This is a genomic window from Bacillus sp. VA15 (genome assembly GCF_055721145.1).
Genome location: NZ_JBVQPQ010000001.1, coordinates 789,906 through 807,914, shown reverse-complemented (window position 1 = coordinate 807,914; position 18,009 = coordinate 789,906). Strand labels below are relative to the sequence as shown.

Below are 18,009 nucleotides of genomic sequence, written 5' to 3'. Positions count from 1 at the left end.
CTTCTAGCTTACTTGAGTGTACTGGCTGACTTCACATCGGCGATAATATCATCGTACGGTGTATTTTCCACTCCATTGTAATCTTTCAGCACCTTGCCGTCCGGGCCTACCAAATAAAAAGAAGATTGATGAATAACTTGGTCCTCTCCCTCCGGTTTCTTCACAATCGCTTTAAAGCTCTTAAGCGCGAACGCCTCAATATCACTCTGGCTGTATCCCGTGAGGAAATCCCAATTATCAAAAGATAATGGATAATTTGCGGCGAATTTCTTCAGCTGTTTCGGCTTATCGTTTTCTGGATCAACACTAAACGATACGATGCGGATATCTATCTTCTCGGCTTTCAGTTTTTTTTGCAGATCAGTCATATGAGCGGTCATCGGCGGACATACAGTTTCACAATTGGTGAAAATAAAATCCGCCAGCCATACTTCTCCTTTTAAACTCTCTAAAGAAACGTTCTTGCCGTCTTGGTTTTGAAATGTAAAAGGCTCCACTTCGTAATTGAGCGGATCTTTAATCTGTTGTCCCCCGCAGGCACACAAAAGCAGAAAAAACAGCCCTGCCGTTAAACCCTTGATAACCTTCATGACATTCACCCTTTCCAGCCAGCATAAAAGCGCTTTCTAAAATCGTCCTTACCTGCTGCGTCCCATGTTTGTATTCGATACTGGGCAAAAAAATCCTGCATGCCTCCCAATCACTGATTACAGAGGGAGACATACAGGTATAAACGTCATATTACGCGTTGTGCTTTAACACCTCTTGATGAAAAACAGCCTGATAATCTGCCCATTTCATCCGGCGCTTCATATAATGTCGGAAAGAATACACTTTTGCCCTTCTGTTTGATGAAAACACTTCTTTTAAGTAGAATTGCAAATGGTGATGTAACATAAAGAAATAGTGCTCATCTTCCTTTAATACAGGTATTTCTGTCACTTTCACCTGAATCCCGTCACTGCGTTTGAACTCTAGGCTTTTGAGTAACAAGCTATCAATCCTCTTTTTTTGTTTTTCTTCTATTATATACAATGCCAGCCGGGCTGTCTGTCATTTTGCGCGGTTGTGTAAAAAAATTAGATCAGCAAATGGAACAAGTCCTCATCCTTATTCACCTCTACATAATGAAACGGTTTTCTGTTCATCCGTTCAATCAGCGGCCCATAGTCGGCCTTGTTCTGCAGCTCGATGCCGACAAGAGCAGGTCCGTTACTTTTATTATTTTTCTTCGTATATTCAAATCTTGTAATGTCATCATTAGGCCCGAGAACTTCGTCAAGAAATTCGCGGAGCGCCCCCGCTCTTTGCGGAAAATTGACGATAAAATAATGCTGAAGTCCTTCAAAAATCAAGGACCGCTCCTTCATTTCCTGCATTCTTCCGATATCGTTATTGCCCCCGCTGACCACACATACCACATTTTTGCCTTTAATTTCATTCTTGTACAAATCAAGCGCTGCGACAGAAAGAGCTCCAGCCGGTTCAGCAACAATCGCACATTCGTTATATAATTCAAGAATGGATGTACATACTTTTCCTTCAGGCACAAGGAGAATGTCATCAACGACAGATTCCAGCGTTTGGAACGTTTCCTCCCCAATTTTTTTAACAGCTGCTCCATCTACAAACTTATCAATTTTATCAAGTGTGACGACATGTCCAGCTTTGTTTGATTCAAAATAGGATGCCGCTCCCGCCGGCTCAACAGCAATTACCTTTGTATCAGGAGACACATTTTTTAAATATGTACCTACTCCTGAGAGAAGGCCGCCTCCTCCGACACTTGCAAAAAGAAAATGCGGTTCTGTATCAATGTCGTTTAAAATCTCGACTGCCAACGTTCCCTGTCCGGCCATCACATCCGGATCATCGAACGGGTGGATAAACGTCCGGGATTCCGCCTCACAGCATTCAACAGCGCTTTTATACGCATCGTCAAACGTATCACCTGTCAAAATAATATCGATAAACCCTTTACCGAATAGTTCAACTTGAGATACTTTTTGTCTCGGTGTTGTAGACGGCATAAAAATTTTCCCGTGAATGCCAAGATGTTTACACGAGAACGCCACACCTTGAGCATGGTTTCCGGCACTCGCACATACAACTCCGTTCTCAGTCTGCTCGCTGGAAAGCTGTTTCATTTTATGATAAGCCCCTCTGAGCTTAAAAGATCTGACAACTTGCAAGTCTTCACGTTTCAAATAGATATTGCATTCATATCTCTCAGAAAGTCTGTCATTCCTTTGCAAAGGTGTGTGAATGACAATGTCCTTCACGTTTTGATGAGCCTTCAAAATGTCTTTCACTTGGATGAGAGAGTTTTCTTTAAGCAACGGTTTCATGTACAGATTCCTTTCTTGTTTTAAATCCCTATTTAATATGCCATTATAACACGAATATTCAAAAAATAAGACAATTATTTTTATTTAATAATTTAAAAAATACTGACTATGTTTATCACATCTTGTGTAAAACTTGCTTCACCAATATCCTGGGAGTCCTAAGAAAAAAGATGATCGTAAATAAAACGTGTTTTCAGCCAACAGGCATGATATAATAAAACCAATTAGAACCAAAAGGAGCCAATTGATGAATACCGCAACAATACCTAGCACATTTCAACATCTCATCGGAGAACATCAAACATTCCTGGAAGCGAAGCGAATCGCCAAGCAATTCTCACTATCAGAGCTTCCTGTCCTGATAACAGGAAAAATCGGAACAGGAAAAGATCATTTCGCACAAGCAATACACCAGGGATCTTCGAGATACAGCGAACCCTTTATTAGCGTCAATTGCAGCACCCATTCGGAAGAAAGCCTTATGCGTGAGCTTTTTGGCCCTAACGGAAACTCAGGTGTGTTTCAAAAAACGGCTCGAGGAACCCTTTTTCTTGATGAAGTATGGCGCATGCCTGCCTCTGTACAAGCTCAGCTGCTAAAAGTGCTAGATTCAGACACGGAGAAACCGCGAATCATCTGTGCTTCCGCAGATGGATGCGCGGAACATACATTCAGGCAAGACTTATTTTACAGACTGAATATTTTAACGCTCACACTGCCCGAATTGTCTGAACGCAAAAGCGATATACCGCTTTTGACACAATATTTTCTCTCACATTCCGGTCAGCAATTGTTAATTGATCCCTCAGTCTTTTCGATGCTTGAGCAACACACATTTGAAGGCAATGTCAGGGAGTTAAAAAACGCCGCAGATTATATGGCGGCAGTCGCAAACGGGGGAACGATTCATCCATATGACCTGCCTCCATATATTAGGGGCACAATAGACGAAAAAGCGTCGAAGAAAAAAGCGAAGCTGTTGACTTTAATGGAAAAAGCCGAGTTTTTGTTTATTTTGGAAACAATAAAAGCGTTAAACGAAAAAGGAGAACCAGCCAGCAGACGGATCATCTCGGAACACAGCAAAAACACCCAAACCTCGTTATCCCCGCAGCAGGTCAGAAGCCGTCTCGATTATTTGGAGAAAAAAGATTATGTCACAAAAAGCCGCGGACGCGCCGGCACTAAAATTACGTTAGAGGGTTTGAACTTTTTAGAAACACTGAAAAATCAAATGATCTAGCGATCGAAAGGAGAATGCACTTGTTTACAATCAAAGAAGAGATTGCCAATGCGATAACACACGGCATCGGTGTGCTCTTATCCATACCAGCATTAGTGTTTTTGATCATATTTTCGGCTCATTACGGGTCTGCATGGGACATTGTCAGCTTTACAATATTCGGCGTCTCTATGCTGCTGTTATATTTGAGCTCCACACTGCTTCACAGTATCACACATAAAAAGACGAAGGATATTTTGGAGATTATTGACCATAGCGCCATTTACGTACTCATCGCCGGAACCTATACGCCTTTTTTGCTGGGGCCGCTGAAAGGCACACTCGGCTACACCCTTTTGATTATCGTTTGGTCTCTTGCCCTAGGCGGAATCGTTTTTAAAATTTTCTTCGTGAAACGCTTTATCCTATTGTCGACCTTAGTGTATTTGATTATGGGATGGCTGATGATTATCGCGGTTAAACCTTTATACGCTTCGCTGAGCGGAGCTGGATTCAGCCTTCTTTTTCTCGGCGGCATTTTATACTCTGTCGGAACCATCTTTTATATTTGGAAAAAGATCCCCTTCCATCACGCCATTTGGCACAGCTTTGTATTAGGCGGAAGCGCTGCGATGTTTTTCTGTGTGCTGTTTTATTGTGTGAAGGTGCCGTTTATTTCGTAACAGAAAAGCGCAGTCTTAAAGACTGCGCTTTTTTCATGCACGTAATTGTTTTTCATTTGCAGGTATATAAGCTTTTGAAAAGGACAATTCAATGTCTGCTGGTTTTAAACGTTTAAAAAACGATCCCTTTTGCAGGTCATCTGTTCCTTTCGTTTCCGCCATCACCAACGGAAGATGATAGCGGATTGCAAGCTCTACAGGATCTATAGGACCATCTAATGAAAGAATCAGGCTTTGTCCTTTTTCCAGCTGTTTCGTCACATCTTCATATACCTTTTCTGAATCACCGTCTGAAATCACATCCATCCGATCTAGCCATTGCCCGATAAAAGGCAAGCGAAATACTTTTGGATTGGCAATAAAACCGGCCGGTTCTTCAATATATCCAGCAATTAAGGCCAGTTCAGCCAAACGCAAACGAGGATGCACATACAAAACAGGACCGCGCGGTATTGGCTCAGGCTGATGGATCGTCACAACTGAACCGGTGATGCCGATACAGCCTTCCAAAAACGCCTTTGGCTGCTCGTAGACAAGAGTCATCTGTTTTTTGTATGACAGACGGGGATCAAGCATCCTTTGATTAAATAATTGTTTCATATTTTTTAACAGCATATACACAATATAAACCACTAGCAAGCTGTAGCGAACCAATTAAAATCCTCCCACTTCAGAAGAATTCTTTTTTTCAAACACCAGAAATTCATAATCGTACGGGTTTTTTTCGTCCTTGATCCCCCGCTCAGAAGACACCAGCTTCCAATTGGTTTCATCAAATTCGGGGAAGTGGCGGTCACCCTCAAACTCGTGATGAATTTTCGTCATATACAGTCTGTCCGCATAAGGGAACAGTGCTGTATAGAGCTGAGCCCCTCCGATCACAAAGCATTCCTCAGAGCCTGAACAAATGTCCAATACATCCATTAACGAACTGACAACCGTGCATCCCGGAAATTCTGAAGCCGGCGCTGATGTGACGACAATATTTTTCCGGTTTGGAAGCGGACGTCCAATCGATTCATATGTTTTCCGGCCCATAATGATTGAATGGCCCGATGTTACTTTTTTAAAGTACGCAAGATCATTGGGCAAATGCCACGGCAAATCATTGTCTTTGCCGATCAGCCTGTTGGCATCCATCGCAAAAATGAACGAAATCATACGCTGACCGCTCCTTTAATATGAGGATGCGGATCATAATCCTCGATGATAAAATCCTCAAATGCAAAGTTGAAAATAGAATCAATCTCTCTGGCGAAACGAAGCTTCGGCAGCGGGCGAACGTCTCTTGTCAGCTGCAAATTGACCTGTTCAATATGATTTTGATAAATATGAGCATCGCCAAATGTATGAATAAACTCGCCCGGTTCAAGCCCAGTCACATGAGCAATCATCATGGTTAACAGGGCATAAGAAGCAATATTAAACGGCACACCGAGGAAAACATCAGCAGAGCGTTGATACAGCTGACAGGACAGCTTGCCGTCAGACACGTAGAATTGGAACAGGCAATGGCACGGCGGCAACGCCATTTTATCAATTTCACCAACATTCCATGCGCTCACGATTAAGCGTCTGGAGTTCGGATTTGTCTTAATATCTTCAATAAGTCGGGAAATTTGATCAACGGTTTCCCCGTCAGCTCCCCGCCAAGAACGCCATTGTGAACCGTATACAGGTCCGAGTTCCCCGTTTTCATCAGCCCACTCATTCCAGATCCGCACTCCGTTTTCCTGCAGATAGCGTACATTGGTATCCCCTTTTAAAAACCACAGCAGCTCATGCGCAATTGATGTAAAGTGGAGTTTTTTTGTGGTCAGCATTGGAAAGCCTTCCTGTAAATTAAATCTCATTTGATACCCGAAGGTGCTGATTGTTCCGGTCCCTGTCCGGTCTCCTTTTTTTTTGCCATGCTCTAATACATGTCTGCATAAATCCTTATACTGTTTCATTTTTTTCATCCTTTAAAAGTAGTCTTCTAGTAGTGTAACACAATAAAAAATCATTTCTGAACCCAGAAATGATTTTTTTATAGTCAGCTGATGACAGGTTTTTCATCCTGTTCTTTTTCTTCATCTTGAAGATCCTGATGCGTATGAGCAATTCTGCTCGCCGCTGATGCCGCAAGGGCTGCCACAATATCATCCAAAAAGGTATGAATACCGTCTGGACTTTCATCAAGTTCCTTAATGATTCCAATCTTCTCTTTATCCAAATAACCGAAGTTGGTCAAGCCGATCGATCCGTACACATTAACGATTGAAAGAGGGATAATTTCATCTATGCCGTAAAGCGGTTCATCCGTTTCAACAAGGTGCTGCAGCGGTTCCGGAAGAAGTTTCTGCTCAGCGAGCTGATCAAGCGCAAGACCTGTTAAAACAGCATGAATAATTTCACGTTTGTTCAGCACTTTATTTACATTCTCCATGCACACACTGAGCGGCAGATTTGGATTGTATTTTTCCTGAAGTTTTTGAACAATCCGCGCAATATCTTCTATCATAACGCCCCGTTTATTTAGCATATCTTTTGTTATATCGACCATTTCATTCATTGTGTACTTTTTCATGTCTAATGGCATCTCCTTTACGCACTCATCCAGTTGGGAGGCGTGTTGCGGTCCCAGTAAATGCTCCCAAGCTCATGATGTGATTGAAATCCATCTTCTGCTGTATGATAGTGAAAATTAAACCAGTAGCCGTCGTGAGGCGGGTGGTCTCTTCGCACATGAAATCTGAGGAGATCTTCTCCAGTCGTCCGATTGTAAACGTTGAAAATTTTTTCCGTTTTGCCCGCTGAAGGCATGCTTGAAATCACAACATCCTGATACGCCTCATCATCTTGCAATGTTGCTAAATAATCACTAATCACGTTTTCAATTTGCGGCAGGATCTCTTTCCGATAGTCATCCTCAATGACCGGAGCGATTTTGCTGCCGAATTTCAAAAAGGACTGATCCTCAGCACTGTCAAAGAGCTGTTCCTTGTAGGATTGAAAAAGCAGTTCAGGGTCTTGCCTGTCTTCCGACTCATCATCATCGTACAGATCATGCTCATCATAAAAAGCGGTGTAATCATTCTGCTCAAGACTGCTCGGCTGTCCGGAGGGCTTGTCCGCCATAAGAGCAGCCGGAGGAGATACGAGCCCGAATGTTACGATGGTAAATAAAACTACAAGAGTCTTTCTCATCCACAATTTCATGACTGCTTATTCCTCTCTATTTTATTGTCATGTTTCTCTTATTTTAGCACACCCGAAACATGCAAGTCATGTATGATATGAAACTGATATGCAAATTAGGAGATTTGTTGCTTTGCGGTTTGTGTAAAAACGCTTACAATATTATGTGAAAGGAGGCTTTCCGCATGATTGACGCCCTGTTTGCCACAGTTTCACTCTTAACATTGTTATACTTTGTCGTCATGGAAGTCACCGATTAACAGAAAGCCCGTGATATCAATCACGGGCTTGTTTTGCTTGCGACTTGAATAACGCCATAATGGAACAATGCTGTTTTTCTTTTCATGACGTTAAAACCAAACTGTTCAAATCGCGGGCTTTTCCAGTGGTCTTTTAGCACAACGCTTTTTCTGGCAGCGCGCACCGCTTCTTTGATACACCCTTCGTGCAAAACTGAATCCTCTGCCAAATCCCGTAAAGGCGCGATGCCGTCAGACGTCTCTACAGGCTCATGAAACATTGGATCGAAATAAACCACATCAACAGAGTTGTCAGGAAGCTGCTTGATGTATTCAAAGCAATCCCCATTCTTCACTTGGATTCTTCTCATTGCTGCCTGAAGCTCTTCTATGCCCGTTTCCCATGAATGCAGTCCCGCCCTCACGAGAACGGACACAAGATGTTTTTTTTCAATCCCAATCACAGAACCCGTTTCGCCTACTGCCATACTTGCGATAATGGCATCCGAACCCAGCCCTAGTGTGCAATCTAAAAACGTGTCCCCTTCCGATAAACCAGCTGCCCGAAGCATCGGCTCCTGCTCCCCCCGTATGAAGCGTTTAGCTCTGAACATCGCTGTATTCGGATGAAAAAAGAATTTGGCACCTTGTTTCGTATAAAGTTCAAACCGCTCTTTGCCTACCACAAGCACATCACGTTCAGCTGACTTCAGCAGGTTTTCAACCGTTTGTTTATTTCGGCCGCAATATGGCATATTCAGCTCTTTGGAAAGCTGCTTTGCGGTTTTTATGGTGTGTTCAGACGGTCTATAGCTTGTTGTTATCATCTTCAGTACTCCCAAAAAGAAAATGCCCGGAAAACGGGCATTTAGCAGTGTGCATCAAAGGCAGCGGTCAAATTTTTCTTAATCTCTTCCATATCGTGTCCTTCAATTTCATGACGTGGAATAAAATGTACGACTTCTTTGCCTTTCAAAAGAGCCATTGACGGTGAAGAAGGCTCCTGGCCAGTAAAATACTCACGCATTTTTGCAGTAGCTTCTTTATCTTGACCCGCAAATACAGTCACCGTATTGTCAGGTGTTTTGTCATGCTGGAGGACTGCCTGTGTTGCTGCAGGACGCGCGAGACCTGCCGCACAGCCGCACACAGAGTTAACGACTACAAGTGTTGTGCCCTCTGCCTTTTCCATAAAGTTTTCTACTTCTTCCGCTGTTGTTAATTCATCAAAACCTGCACCAGTCAGCTCGCGGCGCATCGGTACGACAAGCTGGCGCATGTATTCTTCATAAGCCATTGACATAAAAAAAGCCCCCTCTATTATCCTTCATCTGAAGTAAGGATACTATAGAGAGGGCCGGATTTCAAATGTTCACGCCTTAAAATAGAAGAAAGAGTTCCCCGCTGTCTAGATTTTCATGATACCGCCGGTGTTGGCGCTTGTCACAAGTTTAGAATAACGTGCCAAGTAGCCGGTTTTCACTTTCGGTTCAAACCCTTTCCAGTTGGCTTTCCGTTTTTCCCATTCTTCCTCTGGCACTTGTACATCCAAGATACGTTTTTCAATATCAACGATGATATGGTCTCCGTTTTCAACAAAGGCAAGCGGTCCTCCCTCTGCGGCCTCTGGTGATACGTGACCGATTGAGAGTCCTCGGGAGGCTCCGGAAAAACGTCCGTCTGTAATCAATGCCACTTTTGGTCCGAGTCCCATTCCAACGATTTGAGATGTAGGCGCAAGCATTTCCGGCATGCCAGGTCCGCCTTTTGGCCCTTCGTATCGGATGATGACAACGTCGCCTTCTTTTACTTTTCGGTTGATAATGCCGTCAAGCGCCTCATCCTGAGAATCAAATACGACAGCCGGCCCTTCGTGTCTCGTGATACCGTTTTGTACGCCGCCTGTTTTAATGATAGCGCCGTCTGGAGCCAGATTACCGAATAAAACAGCAAGGCCGCCCTTTTCAGTGAATGGTTGATCCAGCGGATGGATGATGTCATAATCCTTTACTTCATGTCCAGCAATGGTTTCTCCAAGTGTTTTTCCTGTAACAGTCAGCGCGTCCAAATGAAGCGCGCCTTCTTTCTTGGAAAGCTCATTCAGCGCTGCTGACACACCGCCCGCTTCATGAAGATCTTCAATAAACACATCAGATGCAGGAGCCAGCTTGGCCAAGTGCGGCACGCGCTCAGCGACTTCGTTAATGCGTTCTAAAGAGTATTCAACGCCGGCTTCGTTTGCAAGGGCAAGCGTATGAAGAACGGTATTTGTTGAACCGCCAAGCGCCATATCGAGTGCAAACGCGTTATCAATCGCTTTTACAGTGACGATATCACGCGGTTTGATATCTTTGCGAATGGTTTCCATTAATTGCGCAGCCGACTTTCTGACAAACTCTTTGCGTTCCGGGGATGTCGCGAGAATGGTTCCGTTACCCGGCAAAGCAAGTCCAAGTGCTTCGGACAGGCAGTTCATTGAGTTCGCCGTAAACATCCCAGAGCAAGACCCACATGTTGGACATCCGAACTGCTCTAATTCTTGAAGTTCGTTTTCATTGATTTTTCCGGCTTGGTAAGCGCCTACCCCTTCGAATACTGAGGAAAGGGAGATTTTCCGTCCGTCACTTGTTCTTCCTGCCGCCATCGGCCCTCCGCTGACAAAAATCGTCGGAATGTTGATGCGCATTGCCGCCATGAGCATTCCCGGCGTGATTTTGTCGCAGTTCGGAATACAGACCATTCCGTCAAACCAGTGTGCGGATACAACTGTTTCCACAGAGTCAGCGATGATTTCACGGCTCGGCAGCGAATATCTCATACCGATATGTCCCATCGCGATGCCGTCATCTACTCCGATGGTATTAAATTCAAACGGTACGCCCCCAGCTTCTCTGATTGCTTCTTTTACGATTTTTCCAAACTCCTGCAAGTGAACATGACCAGGAACGATATCAATGTATGAATTACAAACCGCAATAAACGGCTTGCCAAAATCCTCTTCTTTTACGCCTGCTGCACGAAGCAAACTGCGGTGCGGAGCTCTATCGATTCCTTGTGTGATCATGTTACTGCGTAATTCTGCCATGGTGATCCCCCTAAATTCTTTCAATTGTTAGATTGGATTTTATTTTAACAATTTTCAGTTTATTTTTGGGCTGTTTTTGCAAAAAGATAAAATACAGGCCGCCCTCGCCTTGATTATTTCCTTCATGTTTTTATATTTATATAGCTTTCTATCGATGTGAACCCTCCAACTATTAATATTGTTACTTACTATAAATAGTTTTCGGGTATTTTTCAACAATATTCGAAATAATTTTTATAAAAAGTGAATTCATATAAAAAAGGTGCATGATCTGCACCCTTTTCTTTCTTTTATTCACCTTTCTTTCTACTCTCTGTCATTTGTTTCCAAACAGAACCTTTTGCTTCTTCTCCATGCTCAATACGCTCAAGCGCCATTTTCACTTGAAGGCTGACCTCAAATTCGGGATCATCTTCGGCAGCGCGCAAAGCTTCAATTGCACTTTCATCGCCTACTTCGTACAGGAACATAGCCGCACGCCAGCGGACAAGCTTGCTGGAGTCGCTTAACGACTTGATCATAGCAGGAATAGCTTGAGGGTCGCCGATATCAGATAGGCAGTCTCCGGCCGTTCTTCTGACTGAGACAGCTTTGTCCTCAAGTGCTTTATACAATAGAGGAAGAACATCAGGTGTTTCAATCATTCCTAAGTACACAACAGCCTGTCTTCTGATGGACACCTTGGGATCATCCAATGCCTTTTGTAAAACCGGGATATCCTCCTCTGTCGGATCCATCTGTTCCAGATGTGCATAACGCTTTTTCCAGTCCTCATCATCCAGCATGTCGAGCGTTACTTTATACGCTTTGCGCTGTACTGCTTGTTTTGCTTCGCCCTTTCCTTGAGCGGCTGCTTCTGTCAGCCGTTTCAGCCGATCATCACTGTATGCGGCCTGAAGCTCTTCTGTCACGTCATGACCGATTTCATTAAAGTCGCCGAATCTAACGCCTTGTTCTTTCCAGGCCCGCTCAAACACAACATTTGAGGCTTCAGATCTGAGTTTTAAGATCGCCTGCTGAAAGCGTTCAGGTAAGCCGAAGCGCTCTTCCCGCTCCCCATCCGTCAATTTGACCTGCATAGGAATGCCGCTGAACATCTGTACAAAAACTTTCACCTCTCCAAAAGACTCTTGATCAGAGCGGTTTTCTTCTGCGCTTTCAGCACTTTCCATCCCAAATGCAGTGCGGACTTGCGGTAAAATGTCTTTCCAGTCGTATCTTGCATTTCGTTCAACAGCAAGAAAATCAGCGACGTGATAAACCCCTTTAATCCCTTCTATTTTAAGGATTTCCGCTATAACAGGCGGTGCGCCTTCTGCTTGATCCGGTTTATAGTTATTGCTTTTGCCCGCCGGAAGCTCTTCCGTTAAGATGACCTTCATTGTATTCGGGCTTGGCGTAGGTTCAATTGATTTTATCTTCATGATCGTCCTCCTATAGCATATCTGTGACTTATTCTATCATAGTCGCCCCAAGCCTTCTATTACGACGTTTTGGCATCAATCCCGGGTATATCTTTTTCTAATTGACGGACAAACTGAAGCATAAAATCGTGTCTTTCTTCTGCCAGTTCCCGTGCGGTGTCTGTATTCATCATATCTTTCAGCCGCAGCAGCTTATGAAAAAAATGAGCGTAGGCACTTTGATCATCTCCATAAAGGCCGTGCCCTTTTGCGCCCGCAAACATGAAAGCTCTCGCAATGCCGACAGCACCAATCGCATCAAGCCTGTCAGCGTCCTGTACGGCCTTTCCCTCAATGGAGAGCGGCTCCCCCTCAAACTTTTCCCTGTCCCGAAAGGACATCCTTGTGATAATGTGAATCACTCTGTCAGCATCCTCTTTTCCAATTCCGAAAATAACGAGCTGATCATATACTTCGCTCACAGAAAGCCTGACCGTATCAGGAAGTTTGACATCAATTAAATCATGAACCAACGCCGCTGTTTCAACGATGAACAAATCCGCGTTTTCCTTTTCCCCAATATACAAAGCAAGATCTGCAACTCTTGATACATGAAGCCAATCATGTCCAGAACTTTCGCCTGTTAGGACAGATTGCACCCATGTCCTGATTTGCTCAGCCTGCTTCAATTCCTTCATAAAAACACCTCTTTATTGCCCTAATAGCTTCATGATAACGTCTTCCAGCTCTTTCGGATTTGTATTTGGTGAATATCGGCCAACGATTTCTCCGTTTCTGTCCACTATAAACTTCGTGAAATTCCACTTGATCGCCTTAGTTCCCAGCATCCCTTTCGCGTGCTCCGTCAAATACACAAACAGCGGGTGGGCGTTTTTTCCATTTACTTCTACTTTTGAAAACATAGGAAACGTAACACCGTAATTTGTTTCGCAAAAATCCTGTATGTCTGCCTCGTCACCAGGCTCTTGGTTCATAAATTGATTGCAGGGGAACCCTAAGATCTCCAGGCCCTCCTGCTGATATGTATCATATAACTCCTGAAGCTGCTTCAATTGGGGAGTAAAGCCGCATTTACTCGCTGTATTCACGATCATCAATACCTTTCCGGCAAAAGGCTGAAGTGTCATGTCTTTCCCTGTTATTGTACGTACCTTCATATCATATATAGACATGTAAGTCCCTCCTATGTCCCTGCTGCTGATTATTTTACCTTTTTTCTATCTCAATTCAAAATGCAAACACCATTTATCAGAACTCTTAAGAAATGAATCAAATAAGTGGTGAGCATCTGCTCATTATAAATTCATGTGGCTCATATTTTTACTTATCATTCTATAAAACAATACAATTCCCTTCTGAGATACATCATGGAAAATCATTTTACTGTGAAACCAAATGATGTATCTATGCGTTTTATTTAAAGAGTTTTCTGTTGTTTCTCCCTCAACACTTATAGATAGATTGAAAATTGGCGTGAAAATTCCTATAATGAAGAAAATCAAACGGGGAAATGATGGAGGTGGCACGTTGCCTATTAATATACCAACACACCTGCCGGCAAAACAGGTGCTTGAGAGTGAACATATATTTGTAATGGATGAAAGCAGAGCATTTCATCAGGATATCCGGCCGCAAAAAATTATCATATTGAATTTGATGCCGAAAAAAATCCAAACAGAGACTCAGCTTCTCAGATTGCTTGGAAATTCACCTTTACAGGTTCATTTTACATTTTTAATCCCAAGCACACACACGCCGAAAAATACTGCAAGAGAACACCTTGACGAATTTTACACGACTTTTTCCAATATCCGTCACAAGAAGTTTGACGGCATGATTATCACCGGTGCGCCGATCGAGCATTTGGCGTTTGAAGATGTTTCATATTGGGAAGAGCTCAAAGAGATCATGGAGTGGAGCAAAACAAATGTCACTTCAACCTTGCATATTTGCTGGGGCGCTCAAGCAGGTTTGTATTACCATTACGGTGTGGAAAAAATTCAAATGCCGAAAAAAATCTTCGGTGTGTTCGAACATTCAGTTCTTTCAAAACACGAAAGATTGGTAAGAGGTTTTGACGAGCTATACTATGTGCCGCATTCCCGGCATACAGATATAAATATGGAACAGCTTCAAGCAGTGCCCGAGTTAAATATTCTTACCGCATCGAAGGAAGCTGGGGTTTGCTTAATTGTGTCTAAAGACGAAAAACAAGTCTTTTTAACAGGGCACCCTGAATATGATACAAATACGCTTCTTCAAGAGTATGAAAGAGATCTTGAACGAAACCTTTCTACTGTCGAGGCGCCTAAACATTATTTTGCAGAAGACAGCAAGCAGCCGGTGAATCGCTGGAAAGCGCATGCGACATTATTGTTTATGAACTGGCTGAATTATTACGTTTACCAAGAAACTCCTTATGAATGGGACTAATTTTTCTTTTTTTAGTGATACGCTGAGCAAAAAATATGATAAAATACATCTGATTCAGTATGCGTATAACAAAAATTTAAAATAATGGAATCCAAATCTTTTAAAATTAGCTTAATTTTTTCACTGCATTAATAATTTGATTATGTATTTGTGTTATGTTTATGTATAGACAATAACTCCTTACGATGCATGAAGCTTGCTTGTTGTTGATTACATTGAGGTGAATTTACTTGAATACCAATAAAAGAGTATTAATTTTGACTGCAAATTACGGAAATGGACATGTGCAGGTAGCCAAAACGCTTTATGAGCAATGTGTACGTCTCGGCTTTCAGCATGTAACAGTTTCTAATTTGTACCAAGAGTCAAATCCGATTGTTTCAGAGGTAACTCAGTACCTTTATTTAAAAAGCTTCTCAATCGGGAAACAGTTTTATCGTTTGTTTTATTACGGAGTTGACAAAATCTATAATAAACGTAAATTCAATATTTACTTTAAAATGGGTAATAAACGATTGGGCGAACTTGTCGATGAACATCAGCCTGATATTATTATTAATACATTTCCGATGATCGTCGTGCCGGAATACAGACGCCGAACAGGCAGGGTCATCCCTACCTTCAACGTTATGACTGATTTTTGCCTTCATAAAATTTGGGTTCACGAGAACGTGGATAAATATTATGTGGCGACAGATTATGTGAAGGAAAAATTGCTGGAGATCGGTACTCATCCAAGCAATGTAAAAATCACCGGAATCCCAATCAGGCCACAATTTGAAGAATCCATGCCAGTGGAGCCGATATATAAAAAGTATAATCTTTCACCAAATAAAAAAGTGCTTCTAATCATGGCAGGCGCCCACGGTGTATTAAAGAACGTAAAAGAGCTGTGCGAAAACCTTGTCAAAGATGATCATGTGCAGGTGGTTGTCGTGTGCGGAAAAAACACGGCTTTAAAAGAATCTTTAAGTGCGCTTGAAGCAGAAAACGGTGACAAATTAAAAGTTCTTGGCTATGTGGAGCGCATTGATGAGCTGTTCCGGATCACAGATTGCATGATTACAAAACCTGGAGGCATTACTTTGACAGAAGCAACTGCCATCGGTGTGCCTGTCATTCTGTACAAACCCGTGCCTGGCCAGGAAAAAGAAAATGCAAACTTCTTTGAAGATCGCGGAGCTGCGATCGTCGTGAACCGTCATGAAGAGATTCTCGAGTCAGTCACTTCCCTTCTCGCAGATGAAGATACTTTACAGCGCATGAAGAAAAACATTAAAGACCTTCATTTAGCAAACTCATCTGAAGTGATTTTAGAGGATATCCTGAAGGAATCAGAAATGATGACGGCCAAACAAAAAACCAGAGCGCTATCTTGATGATGTTTTGGAGAGCACACGAAAATCGTGTGCTCTTTTTATTTATATTCATTCATTTATAAAAGCGGTTACATTTTTTTGTGAAACTAGCTCTTCTTTTGAAAAATAAGCAGTTTCGAAACTTGACGGGTGCTCCCAGATGGTGTATAGTTGAACCATCATTTAACAATGAATCAACGTTAAATGGTGACAAAATTTTTTTTAGCACACGGGTGCTACAGTACTAGGAGGAATTAAGCAATATGCAAAACGGTAAAGTAAAATGGTTCAACAACGAAAAAGGATTCGGCTTCATTGAAGTTGAAGGCGGAGACGATGTATTTGTTCACTTCACAGCTATCGAAGGAGAAGGATACAAATCATTAGAAGAAGGACAAGAAGTTTCTTTTGAAATTGTCGAAGGTAATCGTGGACCTCAAGCTTCTAATGTTGTAAAACTCTAAACTCAATACATGATGATGAGATGACAAATATAGGAGAGGCATTTGCCTCTCCTATTTGATTTTCATCTGGATCTCAATCGCCAAAATATTTTGTTTGCACCTCTGTTCAATCTCTTCAACATGTTTTTCCATTGACGGCTTCCCTTTTTTCGCGATATCCGCCAGTTCTTCTAAATCACTGTATATTTCTATAAATGTTTTGTGAAGGATCGACTTCAAGTCTTTATCATCCATAGCTGCGTTCCCCTTCTCTGCCAAGATACCTCAAATAGTAAAACAGTCCTATTTATTCTGGTTCAATAGTTATATCGGCTTATTTTCATTTTATTTTCTATTTTAGTACATAAATTTTAAAAAAACTCTGCAAAATAATTGCGGAGGTGTTTGTTGTGACTTCAGAATTTCATGATGAGGATCAGACTGGCTTTACGGATAAGCGGCAGCTGGAACTGGCGGTGGAAACAGCGCAGAAAACGACAGGAGCTGCGACGAGAGGCCAAAGCACAACATTAGTCGATTCCGCATACCAAGCCATTGAGGATGCAAGAGAACTGTCACAATCTGAAGAGCTGGCAGCTCTCGATGATCCTGAATTTGTAAAGCAGCAACAGCAGCTGCTGGATGACAGCCAGCATCAGCTTGATGAATTTAAAGAATAAAAACCGCAGCTTCTGCGGTTTTTATTTTTTAGTGATTGGTTAAGACATCTCCGTATGCTTTCAGCTTTTCACCAACCGTACATTTATTAATACAAAATGAATGCGCATAGGTTTTGCCAAATTCTTTGCGAAACTGCTTCTTAATAAAACAGTCCTTGCAATATTCATCGTGCAGTTCTGTCAGTTCTTTAAAGATCATTTTCTTATCCAAGATCGTCATCTCCGTTACGGTCTAATTTCGTGTGGCTTTCTACGAATTGATGGGATAGAATTTTTTTAGCGAGCCCGTCAGCTTCCTGGTTGTCTTTCCGCTGTATGGTTTCGTAGGTTGGAGTAAGCTTCATCGATTCAAGGAGTGCTTCTATTTTGTCCAGCCATTCATTATGAGACGGATCATAGCAAGGCCAGCTGCCGTCAAGCTGATTCAGCACCACAAGCGAGTCCCCTTTGATCGTAATTGAATTTCTGCTTGCCCCAAGCTCTCTTACTTCTCTTATTGCTTCATAAAGCGCCGCGTATTCAGCTTCATTATTGGTTTTCAGCCGGAAGCTTTTATTTTTTCTCAAACGATGCCGGATTCCTCCCAATGAATAATAAATGACGATTCCGAGTCCGGCCAGTTCGCTCTCCTTATCGAAACTGCCATCAAAATAAACAGTAATGTCATCAGGCTCTTGAGCAAGCTCCTCTGTCAGCTTTTCCAATTCCTTCAGCGACCAGCTGCCGCCTTTCTCGTCTTCGAACTCGAGTTCTTTCATGTATGGATAACGGCCAAGTTCTCTTGCGAGCATACGTGCTTGCTGTGCTGTCAGCCAGTCTTCGCCCAAAAATGAGACGGATCCCGTCCCTTTTGCTTCTATTTTCATATGCGGTCTGAGCTTCATTACAATCACCTTACCATTCATTAGTTGCCG

Annotated in this window: 24 protein-coding genes; 7 read left to right on the top strand and 17 right to left on the bottom strand. The window is 42.6% G+C overall.

Annotation, left to right across the window (positions count from 1 at the left end):
* Positions 1-8: 8 nt before the first annotated feature.
* From scuA to ilvA, 3 genes are all read right to left on the bottom strand, one after another.
* Positions 9-590 (bottom strand): cytochrome c oxidase assembly accessory protein ScuA, encoded by a 582-nt coding sequence (scuA, locus tag AC0DBE_RS04435; RefSeq protein ID WP_327816363.1) that lies wholly within the window; start codon positions 588-590, stop codon positions 9-11.
* Between the two features lie 151 nt (positions 591-741).
* Positions 742-993: a DUF2535 family protein gene (locus AC0DBE_RS04430; RefSeq protein WP_472961203.1), complete on the bottom strand. Its 252-nt coding sequence runs from the start codon at positions 991-993 to the stop codon at positions 742-744.
* Positions 994-1,079: 86 nt separating this feature from the next.
* Complete coding sequence (gene ilvA, locus AC0DBE_RS04425) at positions 1,080-2,348, bottom strand: threonine ammonia-lyase IlvA (protein ID WP_014114137.1); 1,269 nt, start codon at positions 2,346-2,348, stop codon at positions 1,080-1,082.
* A 247-nt stretch (positions 2,349-2,595) separates the two neighbouring features.
* Between ilvA and AC0DBE_RS04420 the strand changes: the two genes are divergently transcribed.
* Positions 2,596-3,591: a sigma 54-interacting transcriptional regulator gene (locus AC0DBE_RS04420; RefSeq protein ID WP_061187678.1), complete on the top strand. Its 996-nt coding sequence runs from the start codon at positions 2,596-2,598 to the stop codon at positions 3,589-3,591.
* Positions 3,592-3,611: 20 nt separating this feature from the next.
* Positions 3,612-4,253, top strand: coding sequence for a PAQR family membrane homeostasis protein TrhA (trhA, locus tag AC0DBE_RS04415; protein ID WP_014114139.1), 642 nt, complete (start codon positions 3,612-3,614; stop codon positions 4,251-4,253).
* A gap of 33 nt (positions 4,254-4,286) precedes the next feature.
* On the opposite strand, the gene AC0DBE_RS04410 is transcribed toward trhA, so the two are convergent.
* The 11 genes from AC0DBE_RS04410 to AC0DBE_RS04360 all read right to left on the bottom strand — a co-directional run bounded on the left by AC0DBE_RS04410 (position 4,287) and on the right by AC0DBE_RS04360 (position 13,353).
* Positions 4,287-4,907, bottom strand: a complete 621-nt coding sequence (locus tag AC0DBE_RS04410) for a 1-acyl-sn-glycerol-3-phosphate acyltransferase (RefSeq protein WP_472961200.1) — start codon at positions 4,905-4,907, stop codon at positions 4,287-4,289.
* Entirely contained in the window at positions 4,908-5,414 is a 507-nt protein-coding gene (dfrA, locus tag AC0DBE_RS04405; protein ID WP_061187677.1) for a dihydrofolate reductase DfrA, read from the bottom strand.
* Positions 5,411-6,205, bottom strand: a complete 795-nt coding sequence (locus AC0DBE_RS04400) for a thymidylate synthase (protein WP_014114142.1) — start codon at positions 6,203-6,205, stop codon at positions 5,411-5,413. Before AC0DBE_RS04400 ends, dfrA begins: the two co-directional genes overlap by 4 nt.
* Positions 6,206-6,288: 83 nt before the next feature.
* The gene (locus AC0DBE_RS04395) at positions 6,289-6,822 is read right to left on the bottom strand and encodes a phosphatidylglycerophosphatase A family protein (RefSeq protein WP_472961197.1); all 534 of its coding nucleotides are present in this window, start codon (positions 6,820-6,822) and stop codon (positions 6,289-6,291) included.
* Positions 6,823-6,839: 17 nt separating this feature from the next.
* Positions 6,840-7,454 (bottom strand): YpjP family protein, encoded by a 615-nt coding sequence (locus AC0DBE_RS04390; RefSeq protein ID WP_041520984.1) that lies wholly within the window; start codon positions 7,452-7,454, stop codon positions 6,840-6,842.
* 259 nt (positions 7,455-7,713) lie between these two features.
* Positions 7,714-8,499 (bottom strand): class I SAM-dependent methyltransferase, encoded by a 786-nt coding sequence (locus AC0DBE_RS04385; RefSeq protein WP_472961194.1) that lies wholly within the window; start codon positions 8,497-8,499, stop codon positions 7,714-7,716.
* A 41-nt stretch (positions 8,500-8,540) separates the two neighbouring features.
* A complete protein-coding gene (gene brxA, locus AC0DBE_RS04380) occupies positions 8,541-8,975 on the bottom strand; it encodes a bacilliredoxin BrxA (RefSeq protein WP_472961192.1) in 435 nt (144 codons plus the stop codon).
* Positions 8,976-9,080: 105 nt separating this feature from the next.
* On the bottom strand, positions 9,081-10,757 hold the full coding sequence (gene ilvD, locus AC0DBE_RS04375) for a dihydroxy-acid dehydratase (protein ID WP_014114146.1): 1,677 nt from the start codon (positions 10,755-10,757) through the stop codon (positions 9,081-9,083).
* A 290-nt stretch (positions 10,758-11,047) separates the two neighbouring features.
* Positions 11,048-12,181 carry a conserved virulence factor C family protein gene (locus AC0DBE_RS04370; protein WP_472961190.1) on the bottom strand — a complete coding sequence of 378 codons (1,134 nt, stop codon included), beginning with the start codon at positions 12,179-12,181 and terminating at the stop codon, positions 11,048-11,050.
* Between the two features lie 59 nt (positions 12,182-12,240).
* Entirely contained in the window at positions 12,241-12,858 is a 618-nt protein-coding gene (locus AC0DBE_RS04365; RefSeq protein WP_014114148.1) for an HD domain-containing protein, read from the bottom strand.
* Between the two features lie 12 nt (positions 12,859-12,870).
* Positions 12,871-13,353: a glutathione peroxidase gene (locus AC0DBE_RS04360; protein ID WP_014114149.1), complete on the bottom strand. Its 483-nt coding sequence runs from the start codon at positions 13,351-13,353 to the stop codon at positions 12,871-12,873.
* 355 nt (positions 13,354-13,708) lie between these two features.
* Between AC0DBE_RS04360 and metA the strand changes: the two genes are divergently transcribed.
* The 4 genes from metA to cspD all read left to right on the top strand — a co-directional run bounded on the left by metA (position 13,709) and on the right by cspD (position 16,436).
* On the top strand, positions 13,709-14,614 hold the full coding sequence (gene metA / locus AC0DBE_RS04355) for a homoserine O-acetyltransferase MetA (RefSeq protein WP_041520985.1): 906 nt from the start codon (positions 13,709-13,711) through the stop codon (positions 14,612-14,614).
* A 230-nt stretch (positions 14,615-14,844) separates the two neighbouring features.
* Positions 14,845-15,993 carry a diglucosyl diacylglycerol synthase gene (locus AC0DBE_RS04350; protein WP_014114151.1) on the top strand — a complete coding sequence of 383 codons (1,149 nt, stop codon included), beginning with the start codon at positions 14,845-14,847 and terminating at the stop codon, positions 15,991-15,993.
* Positions 15,994-16,073: 80 nt separating this feature from the next.
* Entirely contained in the window at positions 16,074-16,220 is a 147-nt protein-coding gene (locus AC0DBE_RS04345) for a hypothetical protein (RefSeq protein ID WP_120698826.1), read from the top strand.
* Between the two features lie 15 nt (positions 16,221-16,235).
* A complete protein-coding gene (gene cspD / locus AC0DBE_RS04340; protein ID WP_003153604.1) occupies positions 16,236-16,436 on the top strand; it encodes a cold-shock protein CspD in 201 nt (66 codons plus the stop codon).
* Positions 16,437-16,487: 51 nt separating this feature from the next.
* On the opposite strand, the gene degR is transcribed toward cspD, so the two are convergent.
* On the bottom strand, positions 16,488-16,670 hold the full coding sequence (gene degR / locus AC0DBE_RS04335; RefSeq protein ID WP_003218247.1) for a transcriptional regulator DegR: 183 nt from the start codon (positions 16,668-16,670) through the stop codon (positions 16,488-16,490).
* Between the two features lie 155 nt (positions 16,671-16,825).
* Here degR and AC0DBE_RS04330 point away from each other — a divergent pair, with 155 nt between their 5' ends.
* Positions 16,826-17,095 carry a DUF2564 family protein gene (locus tag AC0DBE_RS04330; RefSeq protein WP_072182324.1) on the top strand — a complete coding sequence of 90 codons (270 nt, stop codon included), beginning with the start codon at positions 16,826-16,828 and terminating at the stop codon, positions 17,093-17,095.
* A gap of 28 nt (positions 17,096-17,123) precedes the next feature.
* On the opposite strand, the gene AC0DBE_RS04325 is transcribed toward AC0DBE_RS04330, so the two are convergent.
* A complete protein-coding gene (locus AC0DBE_RS04325) occupies positions 17,124-17,306 on the bottom strand; it encodes a zinc-finger domain-containing protein (RefSeq protein ID WP_004397944.1) in 183 nt (60 codons plus the stop codon).
* Positions 17,299-17,979: a ribonuclease H family protein gene (locus AC0DBE_RS04320; RefSeq protein WP_061187671.1), complete on the bottom strand. Its 681-nt coding sequence runs from the start codon at positions 17,977-17,979 to the stop codon at positions 17,299-17,301. The genes AC0DBE_RS04325 and AC0DBE_RS04320 overlap by 8 nt, the downstream gene beginning before the upstream one ends.
* Between the last annotated feature and the right edge of the window lie 30 nt (positions 17,980-18,009).